Here is a 21,156-nt window from a genome sequence, read left to right on the forward strand (position 1 = left end):
GCGGGGAATCAGCCGCGGAGGGCCTGGACCGCGGCCTCCAGCCGCTTGCCGAAGTCACCGTCCGCCTGGCGGAAGTTGTTGATCGCGCGCTCGGCGAGGTCGTCACGGGAGACCTTGGCGATGAAGCCGGACAGGTTCTCGATCAGACGGGACTTCTCGTCCTCGGACATCAGGCGGTAGAGGCTGCCCGCCTGGACGAAGTCGCTGTCCTCGGAGTGCACCGGGGCGGCGTGGTTGCCCGTGCCGCCGGTGACCGCGGTGGACTGCCACAGCGGACGGTCCGTCTGGAAGGGGCCGCCGAAGCTGTTCGGCTCGTAGTTCTTCGCGCCCTTGTGGCGGCCGTCGTACAGGAAGCCGTCACGGGAGTTGGTGCGCGCCTCGGTGGCGTGCGGGCGGTTCACCGGCAGGTGGTCGGCGTTGATGCCGACGCGGTAGCGGTGGGCGTCGCCGTACGCGAAGAGGCGGCCCTGGAGCATCTTGTCCGGGGACGGGCCTATGCCGGGGACGAAGTGCGCCGGACTGAATATGCTCTGCTCGACCTCGGCGAAGACGTTCTCCGGGTTGCGGTTGAGCTCCAGCTTGCCGATCTCGATCGGCGGGTAGTCCTCGTGCGGCCACACCTTGGTGAGGTCGAACGGGTTGAAGCGGTACTCGGCCGCGTCCGCCGCCGGCATGATCTGGACCTGCACGGTCCAGGTCGGGAACTCGCCGCGCTCGATGGACTCGCGCAGGTCGCGCTGGTGCGAGTCGGGGTCCTCGCCGGCGAGCCGGTTGGCCTCGGCCTGGGTGAGGTTCTCGATGCCCTGGTCGGTCTTGAAGTGGTACTTGACCCAGAAGACCTCGCCGGCCTCGTTGTTCCACTGGAACGTGTGCGAGCCGTAGCCGTTCATGTGGCGGTAGGACGCCGGGATGCCGCGGTCGCCGAACAGCCAGGTCACCTGGTGGGTGGACTCGGGCGACAGACCCCAGAAGTCCCAGACGTTGTCCGCCTCCTGCGAGCCGGTGTACGGGTCGCGCTTCTGGGTGTGGATGAAGTCGGGGAACTTGATGGCGTCCTTGATGAAGAACACCGGGGTGTTGTTGCCGACGAGGTCGTAGTTGCCCTCTTCGGTGTAGAACTTCAGCGCCCAGCCGCGGGGGTCGCGCACCGCGTCGGCCGCACCGAGGTTGCCCGCGACGGTGGAGAAGCGCAGGAAGGTCTCGGTCTGCTTGCCGACCTCGGACAGGAACTTCGCCCGGGTCCACTGCGAGACGTCACGGGTGAGGGTGAAGGTGCCGTACGCACCGGCGCCGCGGGCGTGCACCACGCGCTCCGGGATGCGCTCGCGGTTGAAGTGCGCCAGCTTCTCGAGGAGCAGCTGGTCCTGGACCAGAACGGGACCTCCGACGCCGGCCGTCTCGCTGTTCTGGTTGTCGGCGACCGGAGCCCCGGCCTCCGTGGTGAGCGGTCCCTGCGTCACGTGCGCCTCCTGCGTCATTCCTTGCGTGTCCCGTCCTTGGCCTTTGCCGTACTCGATCCTACAATGGACATTGTCTAAGTCAAGTAAGGATCCAACTCCGCACAGGTTCGGGAGTTACACCGAATCCCCTCGCTGTTAGGCTGGTGTCCATGAGTGACCTGCTGGAACGACTTCGCGGACGCGGATGGCGTATGACCGCACAGCGGCGTGTCGTGGCCGAGGTGCTCGACGGTGACCACGTTCACCTGACGGCCGACGAGGTGCACGCCCGGGCGGTGGACAAGCTGCCGGAGATCTCGCGCGCCACCGTCTACAACACGCTGGGCGAGCTCGTGTCCCTCGGCGAGGTCCTGGAGGTCTCCACGGACCGCCGGGCCAAGCGGTACGACCCGAACGCCCACCAGCCCCACCAGCACCTGGTCTGCGCCCGGTGCGGCGCGATCCGCGACGTGCACCCGTCGGGCAACCCGCTGGCCGACCTCCCGGACGCGGAGCGCTTCGGCTTCGTGGTGTCGGCGGTCGAGGTGACGTACCGGGGCCTGTGCCCGTCCTGCGCGGGGGCGTGACGAACGAGAACGAAGACGGGCCCGGGAGCGATGCTCTCGGGCCCGTCTTTTTGTCGTGAAACGACTGAAGGCCCGGATCCAGAGGATCCGGGCCTTCAGCCTTCAGTAGCGGGGACAGGATTTGAACCTGCGACCTCTGGGTTATGAGCCCAGCGAGCTACCGAGCTGCTCCACCCCGCGTCGGTAAACACGACTTTACGCGACGCTTCCCGACAGATGCAAATCGCTTAACGATGGGGCCCCGATCCAGCCCCGCCGGCGTTCAAGGCGGGGGGTCCGGGGGCAGAGCCCCCGGCAACAGCGCCGCACCCGCAGGGCGGCGGAACCCCGGCCACGGGTCAGGCGGAGAGCTCCTCGGCGAGGGCTTCGCGGAGCCGAGCGGCCCGCTCGGAGACCTCCGCCGGCCCCAGCTCCATGGCCCGGACGCACCACTTCTGCCCCTCCGCCAGGTCCCCGTGCCGCGCAGCGAGGAGCCCCAGCCGCAGCGCCGCCCGGCCGTGCCCGGCCACCGCGGCCCGGGTCCACCACAGCGCGGCCTCCGGCTCGTTTCCCTCGCGGGCGAGCAGCAGGCCGAGGTTGAACGCCCCGTTCCGGGAGCCGGCCTCGGCCGCCTCCCGGTACCACCGCGCCGCGACCGCCAGATCGCCCCGCGCAGCGGCCAGCATCCCGACCCGGACCTGCGCACGCCGGTGCCCCAGCTCCGCGGCCCGCTCGTACCACTCCTCGCTCTCGGTGCGCGGGGCCCCGCCGACCGGCTCGCCCAGCGCCACCGGCTCCGGCGGCGGAGCCAGCGATTCCAGCAGCGCGGCCAGCCGGAACGCCGCCTCCGCGCTGCCGCCGCCCGCAGCGCAGCGCAGGTGCCGCTCGGCCGCCCGGTCCTCGCCGTCGCGGACCAGCGCGATGCCGACCTGCAGCGCCGCGTCGGTGTGACCGGCCGATGCGGCCCGCTCGTACCACTTCAGCGCCGCCCGGTCCTCGTCCCTGCTCGCGAACAGGATCCCGAGGTTGAACGCGGCGTCGACGCTGCCCGCCTCGGCCGCCTTCGAGAACCACGGCTCGGCCCCCGCCGCGTCGCCGGCCTGCAGCAGCATGATCGCGAGGGCGTTGGCCGCCTCGCGGTGGCCCGCGTAGGCCGCCCGCCGGTACCACTGCTCGGCCTGCGCGGTCCGCTCCTGTGCAGCGCACAGCAAAGCAAGGTTGTACGCCCCGTTCTGGTCGCCTGCGTCCATGGCGGTGCGGTACCACTTCTCCGCGGTCTGGGTCTCCCCCCGCGCGGCGTGCAGCGCGCCCAGCGCATTGGCGGCGTTCCCGTCGCCGTCCTGGGCGGCCCGGTTCCACCACGCGACGGCGCTCTCCTCGTCGCCGGCGTCGCGCAGCAGGAAGCCGAGCGCGCACGCGGCCCGTGCCTCGCCCTGCTTGGCGGAGGTCAGGTACCAGCGTCCGGCCTCCTTGAGCTCCCCGCGCGCCTCCAGCAGGGCACCCAGGTGCAGCGCTGCCCGCCGGTGCCCGCGCGCGGCGGCCTGCCGGTACCACTGCTCGGCCTCGGCGGGGTCGCCCTTGCGCAGGTGCCGGGCCAGCCGGTACGCGGCCTCGCGGTGCCCCTGCTCGGCAGCCTGGCGCAGCCAGCGCTCGACGCCCTTGTCGCCGCGGTGCTCCAGCAGGTCGGCGAGCCCGTACGCGCCCAGGGCATGGCCGGATTCGGCCGCCTGGCGCAGCCAGTACTCGGCGGCGGGCTCGTCCCCGCGCTCGCGGAAGTGGCGGCCCAGTGCGTGTGCGGCCGGGGCGGATCCGGCGACGGCGGCGACCCGCCACCAGTCGGCGGCCTCCTCGGGGTAGCCCCGCTGGAGCAGGAGCACGCCGAGGTTGTTGGCGGCGGCACGGTCCCCCTCCGCGGTGGCGCCGCGCAGGTACGGCTCGGCGCCGGCCAGGTCGCCGCGGCGCAGCAGCAGCGCCCCGAGCACGCTCATCGCGCCCGGGTCGCCCCGGTCGGCCGCGACCCGGTGCCGTGCTTCCAGCTCGGTGTCGCTCGCCGGGTCGGTCTCGGCGAACATCTCTTCCGCGAAATCCGCATCGGTCAGTGCGGTCTGCGCGTTAACGACCGGAGCCTCCTCGTTGGCCTCTGCGCCCGATTCGACTTCCGCCCTCACAAACCGCCCTGTCTCCAGCAGAGTTGACCTGTCCCCCATAAATCCCATCGTCGCATCACCTGCTACCCGCGTACACCTGGTATGTCGCAGCCTGTGAGGTCACTACAGCGTTTTGTCGACATGCCCACAGAGAGATAAGTCAAACACGCCCCCACCCCAACTCACCCGTCTCAGCTACCTCATGACCCCCGCGTGTCCCCCTGGACATGACGAATGACCTGATGAACCAGGACATGACGAAGGCCCGGATCCCATGGATCCGGGCCTTCATCTTCAGTAGCGGGGACAGGATTTGAACCTGCGACCTCTGGGTTATGAGCCCAGCGAGCTACCGAGCTGCTCCACCCCGCGTCGGTGAAACCACAGTATCACGACGCGGGACTGAGCCATTACCAACGCTGCGTCCCTTCCAACGCTGCGTCCCTTCCAACGCTGCATCCCTTCCAACTACGTACCGGGCTTCGGAGCCGCCAGCTTCGCCTCCGCGTCGATCGCCCGCTGCAGCGCCGCCTTGATGTCGTCCTGAGCCTTGCCGAAGGCCGCCCAGTCGCCTGCCTGGCGGGCCTTCTCGGCTGCCTCGATCGCCTTCTTCGCATCGTCGAGGGCCGTCTTGACCGTCGGGTCCGTGGCGGTCGGGGGCGTGGTGGTGCCCTCGCCGGGCGGGGTCACCGGGGTCGTGGGCACCGTCGGCGCCTCGGCTCCGAAGACCACGTTCAGCGCCTTCTCCAGGGAGTCCTCGAACGCGGTCTGGCCGCCGTACGTCACCAGCACCTTGCGCAGCAGCGGGTACTTCAGCCCCGAACTGCGCACGTACACCGGCTCCACGTACAGCATCCCGCCGTCCAGCGGCACCGCGAGCAGGTTGCCGTACTCCACCTCGGAGTCGCCGCCGCGCAGCAGCCGGATCGACTCGGCGATCTTCGGCTCGGACTGGAACTTGCTCTGCACCTGCTTGGGGCCGTCGACCGGCTTGCTGGTCGGCAGCTTCAGGATTCTGATCTTGCCGTAGTCCGGGGTGCCCGGATCGGCGTTGACCGCCATGAAGGCGCTCAGGTTGTCCCGCTCGTTCGGCGTGAACGTCGTGGTGAGCGAGAAGACCTGGTCCTTCTCCTTCTGGTCCGGCATCTTCATCGACAGGTAGTACGGCGGGACCGCCGTGCCGGCCTTGGTCGTCGGGTCGTCCGGGACGGCCCAGGCCTCACTGCCGCTGAGGAAGGTCTGCGGGTCCGTGACGTGGTACCGGGTGAGCAGCTCGCGCTGGACCTTGAAGAGGTCCTGCGGGTAGCGCAGGTGGTCCATGAGCGGCTTGGAGATGTCGCTCTTGGGCTTGACCGTCCCCGGGAACGCCTTCATCCAGGTCTTCAGGACGGGGTCCTCGGTGTCCCACTGGTACAGGCTGACCGTGCCGTCGTACGCGTCGACGGTGGCCTTGACCGAGTTGCGGATGTAGTTGACCTGGTTCTCCTGCGCCACCACCGCGCGCTGGCTGTTGGTGAGCGAGTCCGCGGTGCTCTGGCCCAGCGTGGTGCGAGAGGCGTACGGGTAGCCGTTCGTCGTCGTGTACGCGTCGACGATCCACTTGATCCGGCCGTCGATGACCGCCGGGTACGGGGCGCCGTCGATGGTCAGCCACGGGGCGACGGCCTCGACGCGCTCCTTGGGCGTGCGGTGGTAGAGGATCCGCGAGCCGTCGCCGATGGCGCCGGAGTACAGGATCTGCGGCTCGTTGAACGCGAGCGCGTACGCCGCCCGGTTGACCGGGTTGTCGAGGTTGACGCCGGAGTCGCCCTTGTAGCTCGTCTCCTTCTCGCCCTTGTCGTCCGAGTAGTCGAGCTCCTTCTGCGGTCCGCCGACGATCGAGTACTGCTTCGTCTGCTCCCCGTAGTAGATGCGCTGCTCGAAGTCCGTGCCGAACATCCCCTTGGAGGGCAGGTCGGACTGCGTGAAGTCGGGGGCGCCGTCCTTCACGGTGGTGCCCTTGGCCGCGACCACGCCGTAGCCGTGCGTGTACTTGAAGTGGTCGTTGATCCAGTTGTTCTTCGGGATGCCGCCGATGTTCAGCTCGCGCAGCCCGATGACCGTGTCCTGGCCGCTGTACCGGTCGACGGCGAGCGTGGACGGGAAGGCGTAGTAGCCCTTGACCTGCTGGAGCTGCTGGAAGGCCGGGGAGACGATGTTCGGGTCGAGGAGCCGGACGCTGGCCGTGGTGTTGGCCGCCTGCCGCAGCTTGGTCTTGTCCTCGGTCTGCGGGACGCCCGGGTAGTCCTTCACGTCGGACTGGTCGATCCCGTACGCGTCACGCGTCGCCTTGATGTTCTTCTCGACGTACGGCGATTCCTTGGCCTGCTCGTTCGGCTGGACCTGGAACTTCTGCACGATCGCCGGGTAGAGCCCGCCGATCAGGATCGCCGAGAGCACCATCAGGCCGAAGCCGATGACGGGCAGCTGCCAGGTGCGGCGCCACAGCGTCGCGAAGAAGAGCACGGCGCAGATGGCGGCGATGGCGACGAGGATCGTCTTCGCCGGCAGGTACGCGTTCGCGTCGACGTAGCGCAGGCCGGTCCAGTTGTCCGCGGCCTTGAAGTCGCTGGACTTCACGGCGAGGCCGTACCGGTCGAGCCAGTACGCGACCGCCTTGAGCGTCACGAAGAGGCCGAGCAGCACCGACAGGTGCCCGGTCGCCGCGGCGGTGGCGCGGGCGCCCGGGCTGGTCACGCGCAGCCCGCCGTACAGGTAGTGGACGACGACCGCGGCGATCACCGACAGCACGACCGCGGCGAAGCCGAAGCCGAGCAGGAAGCGGTACCAGGGCAGGTCGAAGGTGTAGAACGACACGTCCAGGTGGAACTGGGGGTCCTTCTGCCCGAAGGGCACCCCGTTCACGTACATCAGCCAGGTCTTCCACTGGCCCGCCGCCGAGGCACCCGCGATCATGCCGACGAGCGCCGCGATCCCGAGGAGCAGCCACTTCTTGTACGGGGCGACGCTCATCCGGTACCGGTCGAGGCTCTGCTGTTCCATCGACATCGCGGACAGCGGCGGCCGCAGCCGGTACGCCAGCCAGATGTTCAGCCCGACGGCACCCGCCATCAGCAGGCCGAAGACGGCGAAGAGGCCGATCTTGGTCCACAGGGTGGTGGTGAAGACGGTGGAGTACTTCACGGAGCGGAACCAGAGCCAGTCCGTCCAGAAGCCCGCGAACATGATGAACGCCATGCCGAGGACGGCCAGTACGCCCAAGGTCATCAGAAGGGTTCGGGCACGCCGGGAGGGGCGGCCGACTCTCATCCGTGGCCCGGAGGGGCCTCCGCCGCGGTCCGGCATCTGGAAAGCCAAGGTGCGCACCTCGAAAGTCGCTGAGTCTCGTTACTGACATTTCTCAAGCTGGGCCCCCGATGGTAGGGCCCACTCATTCAACTTACTGAGGCTTTAGTCAGTTCCCGTTATCGGGTGGAGAGGAGGCAGGATGTTGTCCATGTCCAACCTTTCGCCTTCCCCGGGCGGCACGCCGATGGCCGCCACCCCCCTGACGCGTGCCGTCCTCGAGATCGACGAGTACGCCTCCACCCTCGGCTGGGACAAGCCCGCCCGGCTCTTCGCGCTCGTCGACACCGCCAGGCTCCGCACGTCGGAGCCCCGGCTCGCGAGCCAGCTCGGCCTCGACCAGGACGACGCGGGAAAGAGCCAGCTGACCCCGATCGAGCAGGACGAGGTGCCGAAGGGCACGCCGCTGGACAAGTTCCTGGGAACCATCGCCTGGCCCGCGTCGATCGTCGGCTGCGCGCTGACGGTGGAGCGGCTGATGCTGCCGCCGTCCGCGGAGGCCTCCGTACCGGAGGGGCTGGGCGACAAGCAGCTGGCCAAGTGGGTCGCCGCACACCCGGACCGGCAGGAGGTGCGGCTCACCGTGGGCGTGCTGCGCGACGGGTCGCGGGAGTCGGCCGTACGCCTGCGCGAGAAGGACTCGTCGACCGAGGTGCTGACCGGCGCGAGCCTGGTCCCGGGCCTGGCCGACGCGCTGGCCGCGACGTTCCTGGACTGAGCGGGTCCGGCCGACCCGTTCCCGGCGGACCGGTCAGGGCTTGCCGCACTGCGGCAGCCCGGCCGTGTCCCCCTTGCTGATCTTCTCCAGTGCCTTCGTGGCGTCGCCGATGGTGGAGACCTTCACGAGGGTCAGGCCGTCGGGGATGTGCTGGGCGGCGGAGGAGCAGTTCTCGGCGGGCGTCAGGAAGTACTCGGCGCCGGCCTGGCGGGCGCCGATCGTCTTCATCTGGATGCCGCCGATGGGGCCGACCTTGCCCGCGTCGTCGATGGTGCCGGTGCCCGCGACGAACTTGCCGCCGGTGAGATCGCCCGGGGTGAGCTTGTCGACGATGCCGAGGGCGAACATCAGGCCCGCGCTCGGGCCGCCGACGTCGGCGAGCTTGATGTCGATCGTGAACGGGAATGTGTGGTCGGTGCCCGCCCGGATGCCGACGATGGCGTGCCCGTCGCCCTCCGCCTTGGCGGTGGTGATCACGACCTTGGTCGACCCGGTGGGCTCGCGGTGCGCCTTCTCGGCCTCGGCCGCCTCGGCCACGGGCACGATGGTGAACTCGACCGGCTCGCCGGCCTTGTGCTTGGTGACGAGCTTGGCCACGTCCTCGGGGGCGTTGACCGGGCTGCCGTCGACGGCCCGGATCACGTCACCGGCGTGCAGTCTGCCCTCGGCGGGGCTGCCCTTGACGACGGTGGAGACCACGACGCGGGTGCTGACCCCCGGCGTGCCCAGCTGCTTGAGGGCCGCCACCTTGGCGCTCTCCTGCGACTGGCTGAACTCCTCCGCGTTCTCCTGGGTGGACTGCTCCTCCGTCTTCCCGTCCGGGTAGAGGTTCTCGTGCGGGACGACGATGTTGTCGTCGGACAGCCAGCCGTAGACCGCTTCGAGCAGGTTCATGTCGTAGTCGGCGCCCGTGACGCGGACCGTCGTCATGTTGAGGTGCCCGCCGGCCGGGTACGTCTTGTGGTCCGCGATGCTGATGACGGGCTCGCCTCGCGAGTCCCCGAGCGTGTTCACCGTCGGGCCCGGGCTCATTTCCGAGTACGGGACCTTGATGAACACCCCTGCGCAGAGCAGCGCGAACAGCATGAGGGTGGAAGCGAGCATCGTCGCAGTGCGGCGTGGCATGGATCGACAGTACGGGACGGCCCTGACGGGCGGCCGCCGGGGCCGGTACGTACGGGGGCCGTACGCGGAACTCTCAGCGGATTCTCAGGGGGCCTCGCCCGGGACGCGTCATACCGCGTCGGAACCGGAATGGGCCGCTGCCTTCGCCCTGGCCTGATCGGCCTTGTCCATCGCTTCACGGAACCTCGCGTAGCCCGCGAGTTCGGATATGTCACCTTGAGTGCGGTCGCGCGCCGCCCAGCTGCCCCATATCGCCGCTCCGATCGCGGCGAACAGCGGAATCAGCAACCACGCCAATGACGCCATGGACGTGCCTCCCTGCCCCGAAAGTACGTGTCGTTGGTGGCTTCAACGCTCGTGCCCGGGAGGGGGTTACGCAAATCGAGGGCGTGTTGCGCGGCCGAACGGGTGGGACAGTACCGGTTCGCGAAAACCTCCCCGCGCCCGGGTCCCCCGACCTGATCAGCAGGCGCCGACCCACTCCTCCGTGCCGTCGGAGAAGGTTTGGTGCTTCCAGATCGGGACCTCGTGCTTCAGGTCGTCGATCAGCATCCGGCAGGCCTCGAAGGCCTCGCCGCGGTGCGGGCAGGACACGGCCACGATCACCGCGAGATCGCCGACGGACAGGTCGCCGACCCGGTGGACGGCGGCCAGGGCGCGGACCGGGTACTTGGCCACCACGCGCTCGGCGACGCGGCGCATCTCGGCCTCGGCCGTCGGGTGGCAGGAGTAGCCGAGCGCGTCGACGTCCGCCCCACTGTCGTGGTTGCGCACCGTTCCGACGAAGAGCGTCGTACCGCCCGTCGCGTCGTCGCCGACGGCCGTGAAGACCTCGTCGATCGAGAGCGGGGTCTCACGGATCTCGAGCAGCCGGATCGGGTCCGAAGCGGCCTGCTCGCCGGGGTGGTCGAAGTGCGGTGCCATGCAGCCATCGTGCACCACCGCTCTCACATCCCGGAATAGCCAATTCGACCGGCTGTACGACCTGCAGATATGGAGCCTCCTACAGAACCCCCGCTCGCTCCGCACACCGCAACGGACCGAGGCACCCACCGCCCGCCGGGCCCGGGGCGAGGCGCCGAGCCCGGGCCGGGGGGTCAGAGGCCTCGACGGCGGCGGGCGGCGCGGACCACTGCGGCGGCGCCCAGCAGGGCGACCGTCGCGCCCGCGGCGCCCGCGGCGGTGGCGTCCTTGCGGCCCAGGCGGCGGCCCGCGACCGTGTGCCGGCCCGCGACCTCCTGGAGGAGCTCGGCCAGCACCTCCTCGTTGGTCCAGCGCGGCCGCCAGCCCGCCGCGTGCAGCCCGCTGACGCTGACCACCCACGGGTGCATCGTGTACGCGAGGTCGCCCGCCGGGGACGGCGTCAGGCCGATCCGGTGCAGCCGGGCCGCCGCGCCCAGCGCGACCGCCGACGGCAGCTCCATGCGGCGGATGCCGCTCAGCTCCTCGACCTCCTCCTGCTCCAGCCAGCCCTCGCAGCCCACCGCGAGCTCGCCCTCGACCTTCTCCAGGGCGGCGTACTCCAGCGCGCTGACCAGGTCCTCGACGTGGCAGAACTGCCAGGTCGGCCGGGAACCGGCCACCACCAGCAGGCGCGGGGACTCGAAATAGCGGGTCAGGGCGGTGTCCGTGCCGCCGACCAGGACCGCGGGGCGGACCACCGTGACGTTCAGGCCGGGGTGCGCCCGGGGCGCCCGGCGGCCCAGCCGCTCGATCTCCAGCAGGTCGCCGACGCCGGTCGCCTCGGCCGTGGCCCGCAGCTCGGAGTCCTCCGACAACGGAATGTCGTTGTCCGGCAGCGCCCCGTAGACCATCGCCGAGGTGCACAGCACGACCCGGTGCACCCCCGCCGCCGCGGCGGCCGTCAGGACGGTCTGGGTCCCGCGCACGTTGTATGCCGTACGGGCCGCCGGGTCCGTCTCGAGGTCGAGGTCCAGCGCCAGGTGCACGACCACGTCGGCGCCGCGCAGCTTCTCGGCGATCGCGGGGTCCCGTACGTCCAGGACGTGCCACTGCGCGGCCGCGCAGTCACCGCGCCGCTCGTCGATCGCCACGACCTGCTTGACCTCGTCGGAGGCGGCCAGGCGGGCCACCAGGGCGGCCCCGACCCCGGAGGCGGCGCCGGTCACGGCGATCACAGGGCCTCGTGTCGGCTGGTTTCGCGGCTGGCGAACGCCATGGGCGCTCTCACCGTGCTCAGGGCGGTTTTCGGCGTCGTGCGGCGCGCGAACCTGCGGATCTGGGGAACTCACCAGGCGTCTCCAGCGGTTGTCTTCAGTAGGGACGCGTCGTGACGCGTACCTACCAGGTGATGTCCATCCTGCCGCAGCCCAGGAGTCGGCGGAGCACCGAGCCCGGAAGCGGGTGTGGTGTCTACGCTGGGTGGTGTTGTCGGACCATTTCCCGTCGGCCTTGCCGGCGGCCCTACGAGCCGAGGAAACCCGTGAGCGACACCCCATTCGGATTCGGCCTTCCGCCGGAGGAGCCGGAGAACGGCGACGAGGGCAAGAAGGGCAATCAGGGCGGTCAGGGCGGCCCGAATCCGTTCGGGTTCCCGGGCATGGGCCTGCCGGGCGGCGCCGGAGGCCCCGGCGGCGCGGACAATCCGTTCGCGGCGATGTTCGGCTCGATGAACCCGGACGACCTGGGCGCGGCCTTCCAGCAGCTCGGCCAGATGCTCAGCTACGAGGGCGGTCCCGTGAACTGGGACATGGCCAAGGACATCGCCCGCCAGACCGTCGCCCAGGGCACGGCGGACGGCGTGAAGGACACGAGCGTCGGCGTCGCCGAGAAGTCCGCCGTCGAGGAGGCCGTGCGCCTCGCCGACCACTGGCTGGACGGGGTGACCTCGCTGCCCTCGGGCGCCACCACGGCCGTCGCGTGGAGCCGCGCCGAGTGGGTCGAGGCGACCCTCCCGGTGTGGAAGGAGCTCGTGGACCCGGTCGCCGAGCGCGTCGGCGCGGCCATGGGCAGCGTGCTGCCCGAGGAGATGCAGGCCATGGCGGGTCCGCTGCTCGGCATGATGCGCTCGATGGGCGGGGCCATGTTCGGCCAGCAGATCGGCCAGGCCGTGGGCGTGCTCGCGGGCGAGGTCGTCGGCTCGACCGACATCGGCCTGCCGCTGGGCCCGGCCGGCAAGGCCGCCCTGCTGCCGCTGAACATCGAGAGCTTCGGCAAGGACCTGGGCGTCCCCCCCGAGGAGGTGCGGCTGTACCTGGCGCTGCGCGAGGCGGCCCACGCCCGGCTCTTCGCGCACGTGCCGTGGCTGCGCTCGCACCTGTTCGGCGCGGTCGAGGGGTACGCGCGGGGAATCAAGGTCGACACCTCGAAGCTGGAGGACGTGGTCGGCCAGCTCGACCCGTCGAACCCGGAGCAGCTGCAGGAAGCCCTGCAGGGCGGCATGTTCCAGCCCCAGGACACCCCCGAGCAGAAGGCCGCGCTGGCCCGCCTGGAGACGGCGCTCGCGCTGGTCGAGGGCTGGGTGGACGCGGTCGTGCACGAGGCGGCCAAGCCCCGGCTGACCTCGGCCGACGCCATGCGCGAGACCATGCGCCGGCGGCGTGCCTCGGGCGGTCCGGCGGAGCAGACCTTCGCGACGCTGGTCGGGCTGGAGCTGCGCCCGCGCCGGCTGCGGGACGCCTCGCGGCTGTGGGCCTCGCTGACCGACGCGCGCGGCGTGGACGGCCGCGACGGGCTGTGGGAGCACCCGGACATGCTGCCGACGGCTTCCGACCTGGACGACCCGGACGGGTTCGTGCACCGCGAGCAGCTGGACTTCTCCGAGATCGACAAGATGCTCGGGGAGGCGGCGCAGAAGCGCGACCAGGGCAAGCAGGGCGACGGCGATTCCGACGGCGAGGGTGAAGCGAAGAAGTGAGCCTGTACGACGACGCGGTGCTGGTCCTCAAGGGGTACGAGGGCCAGCCCGAGCTGCGAGACCTCTATCTGGAACACCTGGCCGAGCACCCCGACGGGGTCTACAAGCCGTGCCGGGCCGGGCACATCACCGGCAGCGCGCTGGTCGTCGACCCGGCGGGCGGGCGCGTCCTGCTGACGCTGCACAAGAAGCTCGGCATCTGGCTCCAGATGGGCGGGCACTGCGAGCCCGAGGACACCACCCTCGCCGGGGCCGCGCTGCGCGAGGCCGTCGAGGAGTCGGGCATCACCTCCGGGCTGACCCTGCTGCCGGGCGGCCCCGTACGGCTGGACCGGCACCCGATCCCGGCGCCGTGCAACTGGCACCTGGACGTGCAGTACGCGGCGCTGGCGCCGGCCGACGCGGTGGCGGAGATCAGCGAGGAGTCGCTGGACCTGCGCTGGTTCCCGTACGAGGAGGTGGCGGCGGTGGCCGACACCTCGGTCGTCCGGCTGATGGAGGCGACCCGGGCGCGGCTCTGACCCCCGGAACGACGCCCCGGAACGACGGAAGGGGCGGCCCCGCATCCGCGGAGCCGCCCCTTCCGTATGCCGTTACGGCGCGCTAGTTCCAGGCGTTGTTCTGGTTCTGCGCGTGGGCGCCGTGCTGGCCCATGCCGTACTGCGCGGCGAGGCCCTGCCCGAGCTGGGCGTTCTGCGGCGGCAGCACCTCGCTCGGCTGCACCAGCGCGAAGCCGGTGCCGAGGAAGCTGAGCTCCCAGCCCTCGCCGGTGTTGCCGCGGCGCCGCCAGACGCCGGTGGAGTGCGTCTGGGCCTGCATCTGCACGCGCAGCGAGGTGGACCAGGCGACGATGGCGTCCGCGTCGGCGTTGACGTACTTGTCGGGCGTGACCTGCATCATCAGCGGCTGCCCGGAGGTCATCAGCGCGACCTTGCCGCGACCGGAGATGTTGAGCTGGTACTTGCCGGAGCCGGAGATCCCGTACTGGCTGTCCACCGCGATGGCCTCGGTGTGCAGGGTGGAGTCCAGGGCCAGCACGTAGCTGCTGTCGACGGTCAGGCCGTCCTGGTCCACGTCCACGACGTGCACGTACTGGGCGAGGTTGGCCAGGTAGACCGTGCCCTGCCCGGAGCAGCGCATCAGGTCGAGGCCCTCGCCGGTGCGGGCGCGGGCGGTGCGCTGGGTGGTGCTCTGGTACTCGCCGTCGAAGTCGATGATCCCCTGGTAGGCGACCATCGCGCCCTTGCGGGCGAGTACGTCGTCGGAGCCGGTCAGGGTCACCCGCAGCAGCTGCGGGTTCTGGACGGCGTACCGCTCCTGGGACTGCGCCTCGGCGTGGGCGAAAAGTGCGCTCTGCATGATGTGTCCGCTCCCCCTCAGCCCCGGGTCCGGAGCCGGTCGGTGCTGTCCTCGCTGGGCTGTACGACGACGATGCCTTGGCCGGAGAAGGCCATCTGGTAGGCCTCCCCGCTGCCCCGGCCGATCATCGACGAGGCCTTGAAGCTGCGCTTGCCCTTCACCTTGAGGTTCGGGGACCAGGCGACGAGCGCGTCGGGGTCGACGTACGTCTCGTCCTCGCCGCGGCCGCAGTCGACCACGATCGGGGTGCCGCGGGAGGTGATCGCAACCCATCCGGTGCCGGCGACCTGCACGTTGAACAGGCCCTGGCCGGCGAACTTGGCCATGCCCTTGACCCGTTCGACGCCCCACTGGAGGTGGGCGTCGAAGGCGAGCAGGTTGGTGCCGTTGACCGACAGCGCGTCGTTGTTGAGGTTGATCACGACGACGTCGGCGCCGTAGTCCGCGAGGTAGAGCAGGCCGTCGCCGGTGCACTTCATCAGCGGGGCGCCCTCGCCGGTGAGCCACTGCGAGGCCATCTGGCGCAGGGCCGGCGGGTTGGGCTCGTACTGGACGAAGCCCTCGTACGCGACCATCGATCCGGTGCGCGCGAAGAGGTCCTGGCCGCTCTGCATGGCGACCTTGAGCATGGCCCGGCCGTGGTTCTCCATGCGGGCCGTGACGGGGGTGGGGGCGTAGCCCGCGAGCTGCTGGTTCATTGCGTTCATGACGGGCTCCCTCAGACCTCGTACGGCTGGACGACGATGAAGTTGCCGGGAGCGCCGCGGAACTGGAGGTTCACGGTCTCCCCGCTGTGGCCGGGGTAGGCGTTGCGCCGCAGCCGGACCTGGCTGGAGACGATCACCTGGGAGGCCGCGGACCACGCGACGATGGCGTTGCTGTCGGCGAAGGTGGTCGGGGTGACGGGCAGCACGACCGGCGTGCCGTGCGTCTTGACGATCACCGTGCCGGAGCCCTGGAACAGCATGGTGAACAGGGCGCCGCCGGGGATGCCGTGGCCCTCGATGCGACGGACCTCGTGCTGGAGGGACTCGTCGAAGGCGAGGACACTCTCGGCGGAGACGCAGATTCCGTCGCCCTGGAGCTCGATGGCGTGCAGGTGCGCGCCGTTCTCGGCGAGGAAGACCTGGCCGCGGCCGCTGCAGCGCATCAGCTGCATCTCCTGGCCGGTGGCGTTGCCGACGATACGGCCGGCGAAGCCCGCGCCCTTGTAGCTGAAGTCGACCTTGCCCTGGTAGAGGACCATGCTGCCCTGGCGGGCGAGGACGGGCTGGCCGCCCATCGCCAGGTCGACCCGCATGAGCTGCTGGTTCTGCGCGGTCCAGCGGGTGCCGGTGGGGACTTCCTTGTACGGCTGGAGGGCGGCCGCGAGGCCGGCGCCGGCGGCCTGCGGGGCACCCTGGCCGTAGCCGGGCTGCTGGCCGGGCATCTGCCCGGGCGCCTGGCCGTACGGGGGCGGCTGCTGGCCGGGGACCTGGCCGTAGCCGGGGGGCTGCTGGCCGTACGGCGCGGGGGCCGGGGCGGGCGGCGGGACCTGGCCGTGGCCGGGCATCTGGCCGTACGAGGGCTGCGGCTGCCGGCCGTACGACGGCGGGCCGGGCGGCTGCGGGGCGTGGGGCGGCTGGCCGTACGGCGCGGGGGCCTGCGGGGTGGTGATCGGGCCGACCATGGTCGGGGCCGAGTGCACGGGGGCGGGCGCGGGGGCCGGGGCCGGCTGCGGGACGTGCGGGGCCTGGGGTGCCTGCGGGGCCTGGGGTGCCTGCGGGGCTTGGACCGGAGAGCCGAAGGACGGCGCCGGGGCGGCGGCCTGCGGCGGCGGGGCGAATCCCGGCGCGGCGCCGGCCTGGGCCTGGGCGGGGGCCTGCGGCTGCTGCTGGGCCTGCGCCTGGTCCTCCTCGGCGACCTCGCCGCCGAAGTTCTTCAGCAGTGCGGCGAGTCCGCCGTCGAAGCCCTGGCCGACGGCGGCGAAGCGCCACACGTCCTTGAGGTAGAAGTCGCCGAGCATCACCGCGCGCTCGGTACTGAACTCCGCGCCCGTGAACGAGTACCGGACGACTTCCTCGCCGCCGGCCACGATCCGGATGTAACCCGGGCCGATCTGCGACATCTGCCCGGCGCCGTCGATCGTGGCGGTGAAGGACAGCTTGTGGATGCCCGCCGGAACGCGGTCCAGCGTCACCCGGAAGGACTCGGTGTCGCCGGCCTGCGTGCCGAGCTGCTGAATGGACTCCTCAGGCGACTTCGGCTGGTTGTAGAAGACGAAGTAACGGTCGTCCGACAACTGCTCATTGGCGTCGAGACCGAAGCAGCTGATGTCGAAGGCGAGCCCGGGGCCGGCGATCTGGACGCCCACGTACAGATCGGTGCCTGCCGTCAGATCGCTGATCTTGGCCTTGTGACCGCGTTGGAATTCCCTGGCCATACGTAACGACCGTCCCCCATCCCGACAGTGAAATGCGTGCCGCTCAGGCTAGCCGCATCTACCGACATCCGGCCAAGCCGGTACCGACCCGGTACATATCGAGACGTCCGCGCCCGACGGTGCGCGGGCGGGGTCATTCCTCGCGGGCCGCCGGGACCTTGGGGAGGCGCTCGGCGGCGACCACTCCCTCGAGGTAGCCGCGGGCCCGCTCGGTGCGCGGGTAGGCCTCGAGCAGTTCCCAGAAGCGGGGGCCGTGGCCGGGCACGAGCAGGTGGGCGAGTTCATGGAGCAGCACGTAGTCGACGACGTACTCCGGCATCCCCTGGAGGCGGTGCGAGAGCCGGATGCTGCCTTCGGCCGGGGTGCAGGAGCCCCAGCGGGTGTTCTGGTTGGTGACCCAGCGCACCGAGCAGGGGCGGGCACGGGCGCTGAAGTACTGCTCGGACAAACGCTCGGCGCGCTCGGTGAGTTCCGCGTCCCCGAGGGTGCGCTTGCTCTCCTGCGTGGCCAGCTTGTCAAGCATGACCCCCACCCAGCGCTGCTCCTCGGCCTCGGACATCCGGGCAGGGATGAGGACGACCGTACGGTCACCCTCGCGATAGGCGGATACGGTCCTGCGGCGGCGCGCGCTCCGGCGGACTTCGACGGCGCGCTGCTGTGGGTCGGCGGACACGCCCAAGACCGTACCCGCTCGCCGTGGCGGAAGTCGCCCTGCTCCACGGTTCGAACATGATCGATTCGGAGCCGGTACAGGAAACACCCTTTTTCTCCATCTCATATGCCTAATAACCCTTGCCTGTGGACAAATGCGCGCACGGAATGCGGCGGGCGGGCACTCTGCAGGGGAAGGGAAAGAAGCGGAGTTCGTACGAGGGGGGAAAGCCATGTATCCGAAGGTGAAGCCGGCGCTGGCGAGGGCGTGGCGGGATCTGCAGACGGTGCAGTTCGGGGTGACGCCTGCGCATGCGGTGGTGCTCGGCCCGGTGGACACGGCGACGGGATCGCTCCTCGACCGGATCGACGGAACGCGGGGCATGGAGCTGCTGCGCGCGGAGGCGGCGGCCGTGGGGCTGCCGGAGGGGCAGGTGGACGCGCTGGTGCGGAGGCTGGCGGCGGCCGGGCTGCTGGACGATGCGACCGCGGGTGGGCCGCGGGCCCAGGCGGTGCGCAAGCGGCCGGAGACCCTGGAGCGGCTCGGGCCCGATGTGGGCTCGCTCTCGCTGGTCCACCGGGACCCGGGAGGGGACTTGCGGGGTGTTGCGGCGCGCCGGGCCATACGGGTCCAGGTGCGCGGGAGCGGCCGGGTCGGCGGGGTGATCGCCGGGGTCCTGGCGGGGGCGGGCGTGGGCCGGGTCGAGGTCCTCGACGGCGGCCGGGTGGAGGCGGCGGATGTGGCTCCGGGCGGGCTGGGGCCCGGCAGCATTGGCCGGCTGCGGGCGGAGGCCGCTGCCGGGCTGGTCCGCTCATCGGCCCCGGGGCGCGCGCCGCGGACCACCGAGCACGAGGGGCCCGAGCCGGGGGTGTCCCTGGTGGTGGTCGCGCCCCGGGACGGCCTGCAGGCGTGGGCCCCGGATCCGGGTCTCGCGGCCGACTGGATCGCCACGGGCACCCCGCATCTGTATGCCGGGGTGCTGGAGGGCACCGGGCTGGTGGGGCCGCTGGTGCTGCCGGGCGTCACGGCGTGCGCGGGCTGCATGGAACGCGACCGGGTCGAGGCGGACCCGGCCTGGCCACGGATGCTGGTCCAGTGGCGCTCGGCGCACCGCCGCCGGACCACCGCGGCCTGCGACCTGGGCCTGGCCACGGCGGTGGCCGGCCTCGCCGCGGCCCACGCCCTGTCCTTCCTCGACGGCGAACTCCCCGCCTCCACGGCCTCCCGCTGGGAGGCCGCCCTCCCAGGCCTCCACTGGGAACGGACCCCTCTGCACCCCCACGCCGCCTGCCCCTGCGCAGCGGCCCGGGTCCCGGCGGAGCAGGCGGTGGGGTCATGAGGCTCTTACGAGGCGACGCAAGCCGTCCGTCGCGCCCGCCCTCCCGCTCACCGCTCGATCCGCTGTCCGGTCATGCTGTCCGATGGAGGTGGATGCCGTCCGGCGACGGCTGGATCGGTGCCGGGTTCGGGGCGGGCGCCTCGGGCAGGGCGGGGCGGAGGCGCCATGACAGGATGCGGTTGGCCGAGGGGTCATCCTGAACCGCCGCTTGCGGCACAGCAGTCTGGGAACTGGAGGGGCATATGTCTGATCTTCCCCGGAAGGCGGTCACCCGTACCGTCAAGCTGGCCGCGCTGCCGCTCGGCTTCGCGGGCCGGGTCACCTGGGGGCTGGGGAAGCGGATCGGGGGCAAGTCTGCGGAGATCGTGGCGCGCGAGCTCCAGCAGCGGACCGCCGAGCAGCTGTTCCGCACGCTCGGGGAGCTGAAGGGCGGTGCCATGAAGTTCGGGCAGGCGCTCTCGGTCTTCGAGTCGGCTCTGCCCGAGGAGGTCGCCGGGCCGTACCGGGCGGCGCTGACCAAGCTTCAGGAGGCGGCCCCGCCGCTGCCGGCCGAGACGGTGCATCAGGTGCTGGCGGACCGGCTGGGCGCCGACTGGCGCGACCGTTTCGAGGAGTTCGAGGACAAGCCGGCCGCGGCTGCCTCGATCGGGCAGGTGCACCGGGCGGTGTGGCACGACGGCCGGCAGGTCGCGGTGAAGGTCCAGTACCCGGGGGCCGGTGAGGCGCTGCTGTCGGACCTGAGGCAACTGGGCCGGTTCGCGGGGCTGCTGGGGCCGCTGATACCCGGCATGGACGTCAAGCCGCTGATCAAGGAGTTGCGGGACCGGGTCGCGGAGGAGCTGGACTACGAGCTCGAGGCCGAGGCCCAGCGGATCCACGCGGACGCGTTCGAGGGCGACGAGGACGTGGTCGTACCGGACGTCGTGCACCAGGGCGACCAGGTGCTGGTGACCGAGTGGATGGAGGGGACCCCGCTGTCGGAGGTGATAGCGGACGGCACCGAGGAGGAGCGCAACGGCGCCGGTCAGCTGCTGGCCCGGTTCCTCTTCTCGGGGCCCGCGCGCACCGGGCTGCTGCACGCCGATCCGCACCCGGGCAACTTCCGCCTGCTGACGGGGGCGGACGGCCGGATGCGCCTCGGCGTGCTGGACTTCGGCACCGTCGACCGGCTGCCCGGCGGCTGGCCCAAGCCCATCGGCACGTCGCTGCGGATGACGCTCGAGGGCGACGCCGAGGGGATCTACGGGCACCTGTGCGCCGAGGGGTTCGTGAAGGAGTCCATCGAACTGGACCCGGAGGCGGTGCTGGACTACCTGTTGCCCATCATCGAGCCCGCCCAGGCCGAGGAGTTCACCTTCACGCGGCCGTGGCTGCGCGGTCAGGCGGCCCGGATCGCCGATCCCCGGTCCCCCGCACACCAGTTGGGCCGGCAGATCAATCTGCCGCCCTCGTACCTGCTGATCCACCGGGTGACGCTGAGCACCATCGGGGTGCTCTGCCAGCTGGGCGCGACGGTACGGCTGCGGAGCGAACTGGAGTCCTGGCTCCCGGGGTTCCTGCCCGAGGAGTGAGCGCGCAGACCCTGCGGGCCTGAGGCCCGGGGGCCCGAGGTCACCACCAGGACGAGTCGAGGCGGCCCTCGATCGCCCTGAGGTTGGCCCGCGCGCAGTCGACGCAGAAGTACTGTCTGGTCCCGTTCTCCACCGAGCAGGTCCAGGTGGGCGGGGCGCCGTCGGGGGCCTTCTTGCCGCAGCGCGCGCAGACGACGGGCTGGGCCTCGGGTCCCGACGGGGCGGGGTGGGGATTCGGCTGGTCCACCTCCAGACGATATCCCCGCAAGGGGTGGAGAACCGTCCGCAACGCACCGGCGGAGGGGACGGTTCCCCTCCACTCGGCTCATCCCGCTCGGCTCACACCAAGGTGATGGTCACGTCGACGTGGTGCGCCGCGTAGCTCAGGGTTTCCCAGAGCACCGCGCCGGCGAAAGCGTAGAAGGTCGCGCCCAGCCGGGAGACGGGATCGGGCAGCCAGCGCACCGGCTTGGGCGGCAGTTCGGTCGCCGCCGTCGCTCCCGTGGTCGGTTCTGGACTGATTTCCGGCTGCTCGGGTGTCTGTGAGCTGCTTGTGCAACGATTGCACATGGTGTGTCCCTCCGGATACGCCGTGG

Annotated in this window: 19 protein-coding genes and 2 tRNA genes; 6 read left to right on the forward strand and 15 right to left on the reverse strand. The window is 71.1% G+C overall.

Going from position 1 to position 21,156, the window contains the following annotated elements; translation table 11 throughout:
• Nucleotides 1-8: 8 nt before the first annotated feature.
• Entirely contained in the window at nt 9-1,478 is a 1,470-nt protein-coding gene (locus AB0M76_RS10775; protein ID WP_365952534.1) for a catalase, read from the reverse strand.
• Between the two features lie 131 nt (nt 1,479-1,609).
• Between AB0M76_RS10775 and AB0M76_RS10780 the strand changes: the two genes are divergently transcribed.
• Nucleotides 1,610-2,026 (forward strand): Fur family transcriptional regulator, encoded by a 417-nt coding sequence (locus tag AB0M76_RS10780; protein WP_365952535.1) that lies wholly within the window; start codon nt 1,610-1,612, stop codon nt 2,024-2,026.
• Nucleotides 2,027-2,132: 106 nt separating this feature from the next.
• On the opposite strand, the gene AB0M76_RS10785 is transcribed toward AB0M76_RS10780, so the two are convergent.
• The 4 genes from AB0M76_RS10785 to AB0M76_RS10800 form a co-directional block, all read right to left on the reverse strand.
• A tRNA-Met gene (locus AB0M76_RS10785) sits at nt 2,133-2,206 on the reverse strand.
• A 158-nt stretch (nt 2,207-2,364) separates the two neighbouring features.
• Nucleotides 2,365-4,221 (reverse strand): tetratricopeptide repeat protein, encoded by a 1,857-nt coding sequence (locus AB0M76_RS10790; protein WP_365952536.1) that lies wholly within the window; start codon nt 4,219-4,221, stop codon nt 2,365-2,367.
• A gap of 229 nt (nt 4,222-4,450) precedes the next feature.
• Nucleotides 4,451-4,524: transfer RNA gene (locus tag AB0M76_RS10795), tRNA-Met, on the reverse strand.
• A 96-nt stretch (nt 4,525-4,620) separates the two neighbouring features.
• On the reverse strand, nt 4,621-7,497 hold the full coding sequence (locus AB0M76_RS10800; RefSeq protein WP_365952761.1) for a UPF0182 family protein: 2,877 nt from the start codon (nt 7,495-7,497) through the stop codon (nt 4,621-4,623).
• Nucleotides 7,498-7,639: 142 nt separating this feature from the next.
• Between AB0M76_RS10800 and AB0M76_RS10805 the strand changes: the two genes are divergently transcribed.
• A complete protein-coding gene (locus tag AB0M76_RS10805; protein ID WP_365952537.1) occupies nt 7,640-8,215 on the forward strand; it encodes a PPA1309 family protein in 576 nt (191 codons plus the stop codon).
• A 33-nt stretch (nt 8,216-8,248) separates the two neighbouring features.
• Here AB0M76_RS10805 and AB0M76_RS10810 read toward each other — a convergent pair whose 3' ends face one another.
• From AB0M76_RS10810 to AB0M76_RS10825, 4 genes are all read right to left on the reverse strand, one after another.
• Entirely contained in the window at nt 8,249-9,340 is a 1,092-nt protein-coding gene (locus AB0M76_RS10810) for a PDZ domain-containing protein (RefSeq protein WP_365952538.1), read from the reverse strand.
• 108 nt (nt 9,341-9,448) lie between these two features.
• Entirely contained in the window at nt 9,449-9,646 is a 198-nt protein-coding gene (locus AB0M76_RS10815; RefSeq protein WP_266663975.1) for a hypothetical protein, read from the reverse strand.
• Between the two features lie 156 nt (nt 9,647-9,802).
• A complete protein-coding gene (locus AB0M76_RS10820; RefSeq protein ID WP_266625697.1) occupies nt 9,803-10,264 on the reverse strand; it encodes a molybdenum cofactor biosynthesis protein MoaE in 462 nt (153 codons plus the stop codon).
• Between the two features lie 173 nt (nt 10,265-10,437).
• Nucleotides 10,438-11,592, reverse strand: coding sequence for an SDR family oxidoreductase (locus AB0M76_RS10825; protein WP_365952539.1), 1,155 nt, complete (start codon nt 11,590-11,592; stop codon nt 10,438-10,440).
• Nucleotides 11,593-11,783: 191 nt separating this feature from the next.
• Between AB0M76_RS10825 and AB0M76_RS10830 the strand changes: the two genes are divergently transcribed.
• Entirely contained in the window at nt 11,784-13,217 is a 1,434-nt protein-coding gene (locus AB0M76_RS10830; protein ID WP_365952540.1) for a zinc-dependent metalloprotease, read from the forward strand.
• Nucleotides 13,214-13,738, forward strand: a complete 525-nt coding sequence (locus tag AB0M76_RS10835) for an NUDIX hydrolase (RefSeq protein WP_266663981.1) — start codon at nt 13,214-13,216, stop codon at nt 13,736-13,738. The genes AB0M76_RS10830 and AB0M76_RS10835 overlap by 4 nt, the downstream gene beginning before the upstream one ends.
• Nucleotides 13,739-13,820: 82 nt before the next feature.
• Here AB0M76_RS10835 and AB0M76_RS10840 read toward each other — a convergent pair whose 3' ends face one another.
• The 4 genes from AB0M76_RS10840 to AB0M76_RS10855 form a co-directional block, all read right to left on the reverse strand.
• Entirely contained in the window at nt 13,821-14,576 is a 756-nt protein-coding gene (locus AB0M76_RS10840) for an AIM24 family protein (protein ID WP_365952541.1), read from the reverse strand.
• A gap of 17 nt (nt 14,577-14,593) precedes the next feature.
• Nucleotides 14,594-15,274: an AIM24 family protein gene (locus tag AB0M76_RS10845; RefSeq protein WP_030291234.1), complete on the reverse strand. Its 681-nt coding sequence runs from the start codon at nt 15,272-15,274 to the stop codon at nt 14,594-14,596.
• Nucleotides 15,275-15,294: 20 nt separating this feature from the next.
• On the reverse strand, nt 15,295-16,998 hold the full coding sequence (locus AB0M76_RS10850) for a TerD family protein (protein WP_365952542.1): 1,704 nt from the start codon (nt 16,996-16,998) through the stop codon (nt 15,295-15,297).
• Nucleotides 16,999-17,131: 133 nt separating this feature from the next.
• Nucleotides 17,132-17,671 carry a M48 family metallopeptidase gene (locus AB0M76_RS10855; RefSeq protein WP_365952543.1) on the reverse strand — a complete coding sequence of 180 codons (540 nt, stop codon included), beginning with the start codon at nt 17,669-17,671 and terminating at the stop codon, nt 17,132-17,134.
• 211 nt (nt 17,672-17,882) lie between these two features.
• Here AB0M76_RS10855 and AB0M76_RS10860 point away from each other — a divergent pair, with 211 nt between their 5' ends.
• Both AB0M76_RS10860 and AB0M76_RS10865 read left to right on the forward strand, forming a co-directional pair.
• On the forward strand, nt 17,883-18,989 hold the full coding sequence (locus AB0M76_RS10860; protein ID WP_365952544.1) for a ThiF family adenylyltransferase: 1,107 nt from the start codon (nt 17,883-17,885) through the stop codon (nt 18,987-18,989).
• 242 nt (nt 18,990-19,231) lie between these two features.
• Nucleotides 19,232-20,560 carry an AarF/ABC1/UbiB kinase family protein gene (locus tag AB0M76_RS10865; RefSeq protein WP_365952545.1) on the forward strand — a complete coding sequence of 443 codons (1,329 nt, stop codon included), beginning with the start codon at nt 19,232-19,234 and terminating at the stop codon, nt 20,558-20,560.
• 40 nt (nt 20,561-20,600) lie between these two features.
• Here the strand turns inward: AB0M76_RS10865 and AB0M76_RS10870 are convergent, their stop codons facing one another.
• Together AB0M76_RS10870 and AB0M76_RS10875 are read right to left on the reverse strand one after the other, a co-directional pair.
• Complete coding sequence (locus AB0M76_RS10870) at nt 20,601-20,807, reverse strand: hypothetical protein (protein ID WP_099889587.1); 207 nt, start codon at nt 20,805-20,807, stop codon at nt 20,601-20,603.
• Between the two features lie 92 nt (nt 20,808-20,899).
• Entirely contained in the window at nt 20,900-21,130 is a 231-nt protein-coding gene (locus AB0M76_RS10875) for a hypothetical protein (protein ID WP_365952546.1), read from the reverse strand.
• Nucleotides 21,131-21,156: the final 26 nt, after the last annotated feature.

The sequence above is a fragment of the Streptomyces sp. NPDC051364 genome, assembly GCF_040682115.1.
Classification (GTDB): domain Bacteria; phylum Actinomycetota; class Actinomycetes; order Streptomycetales; family Streptomycetaceae; genus Streptomyces.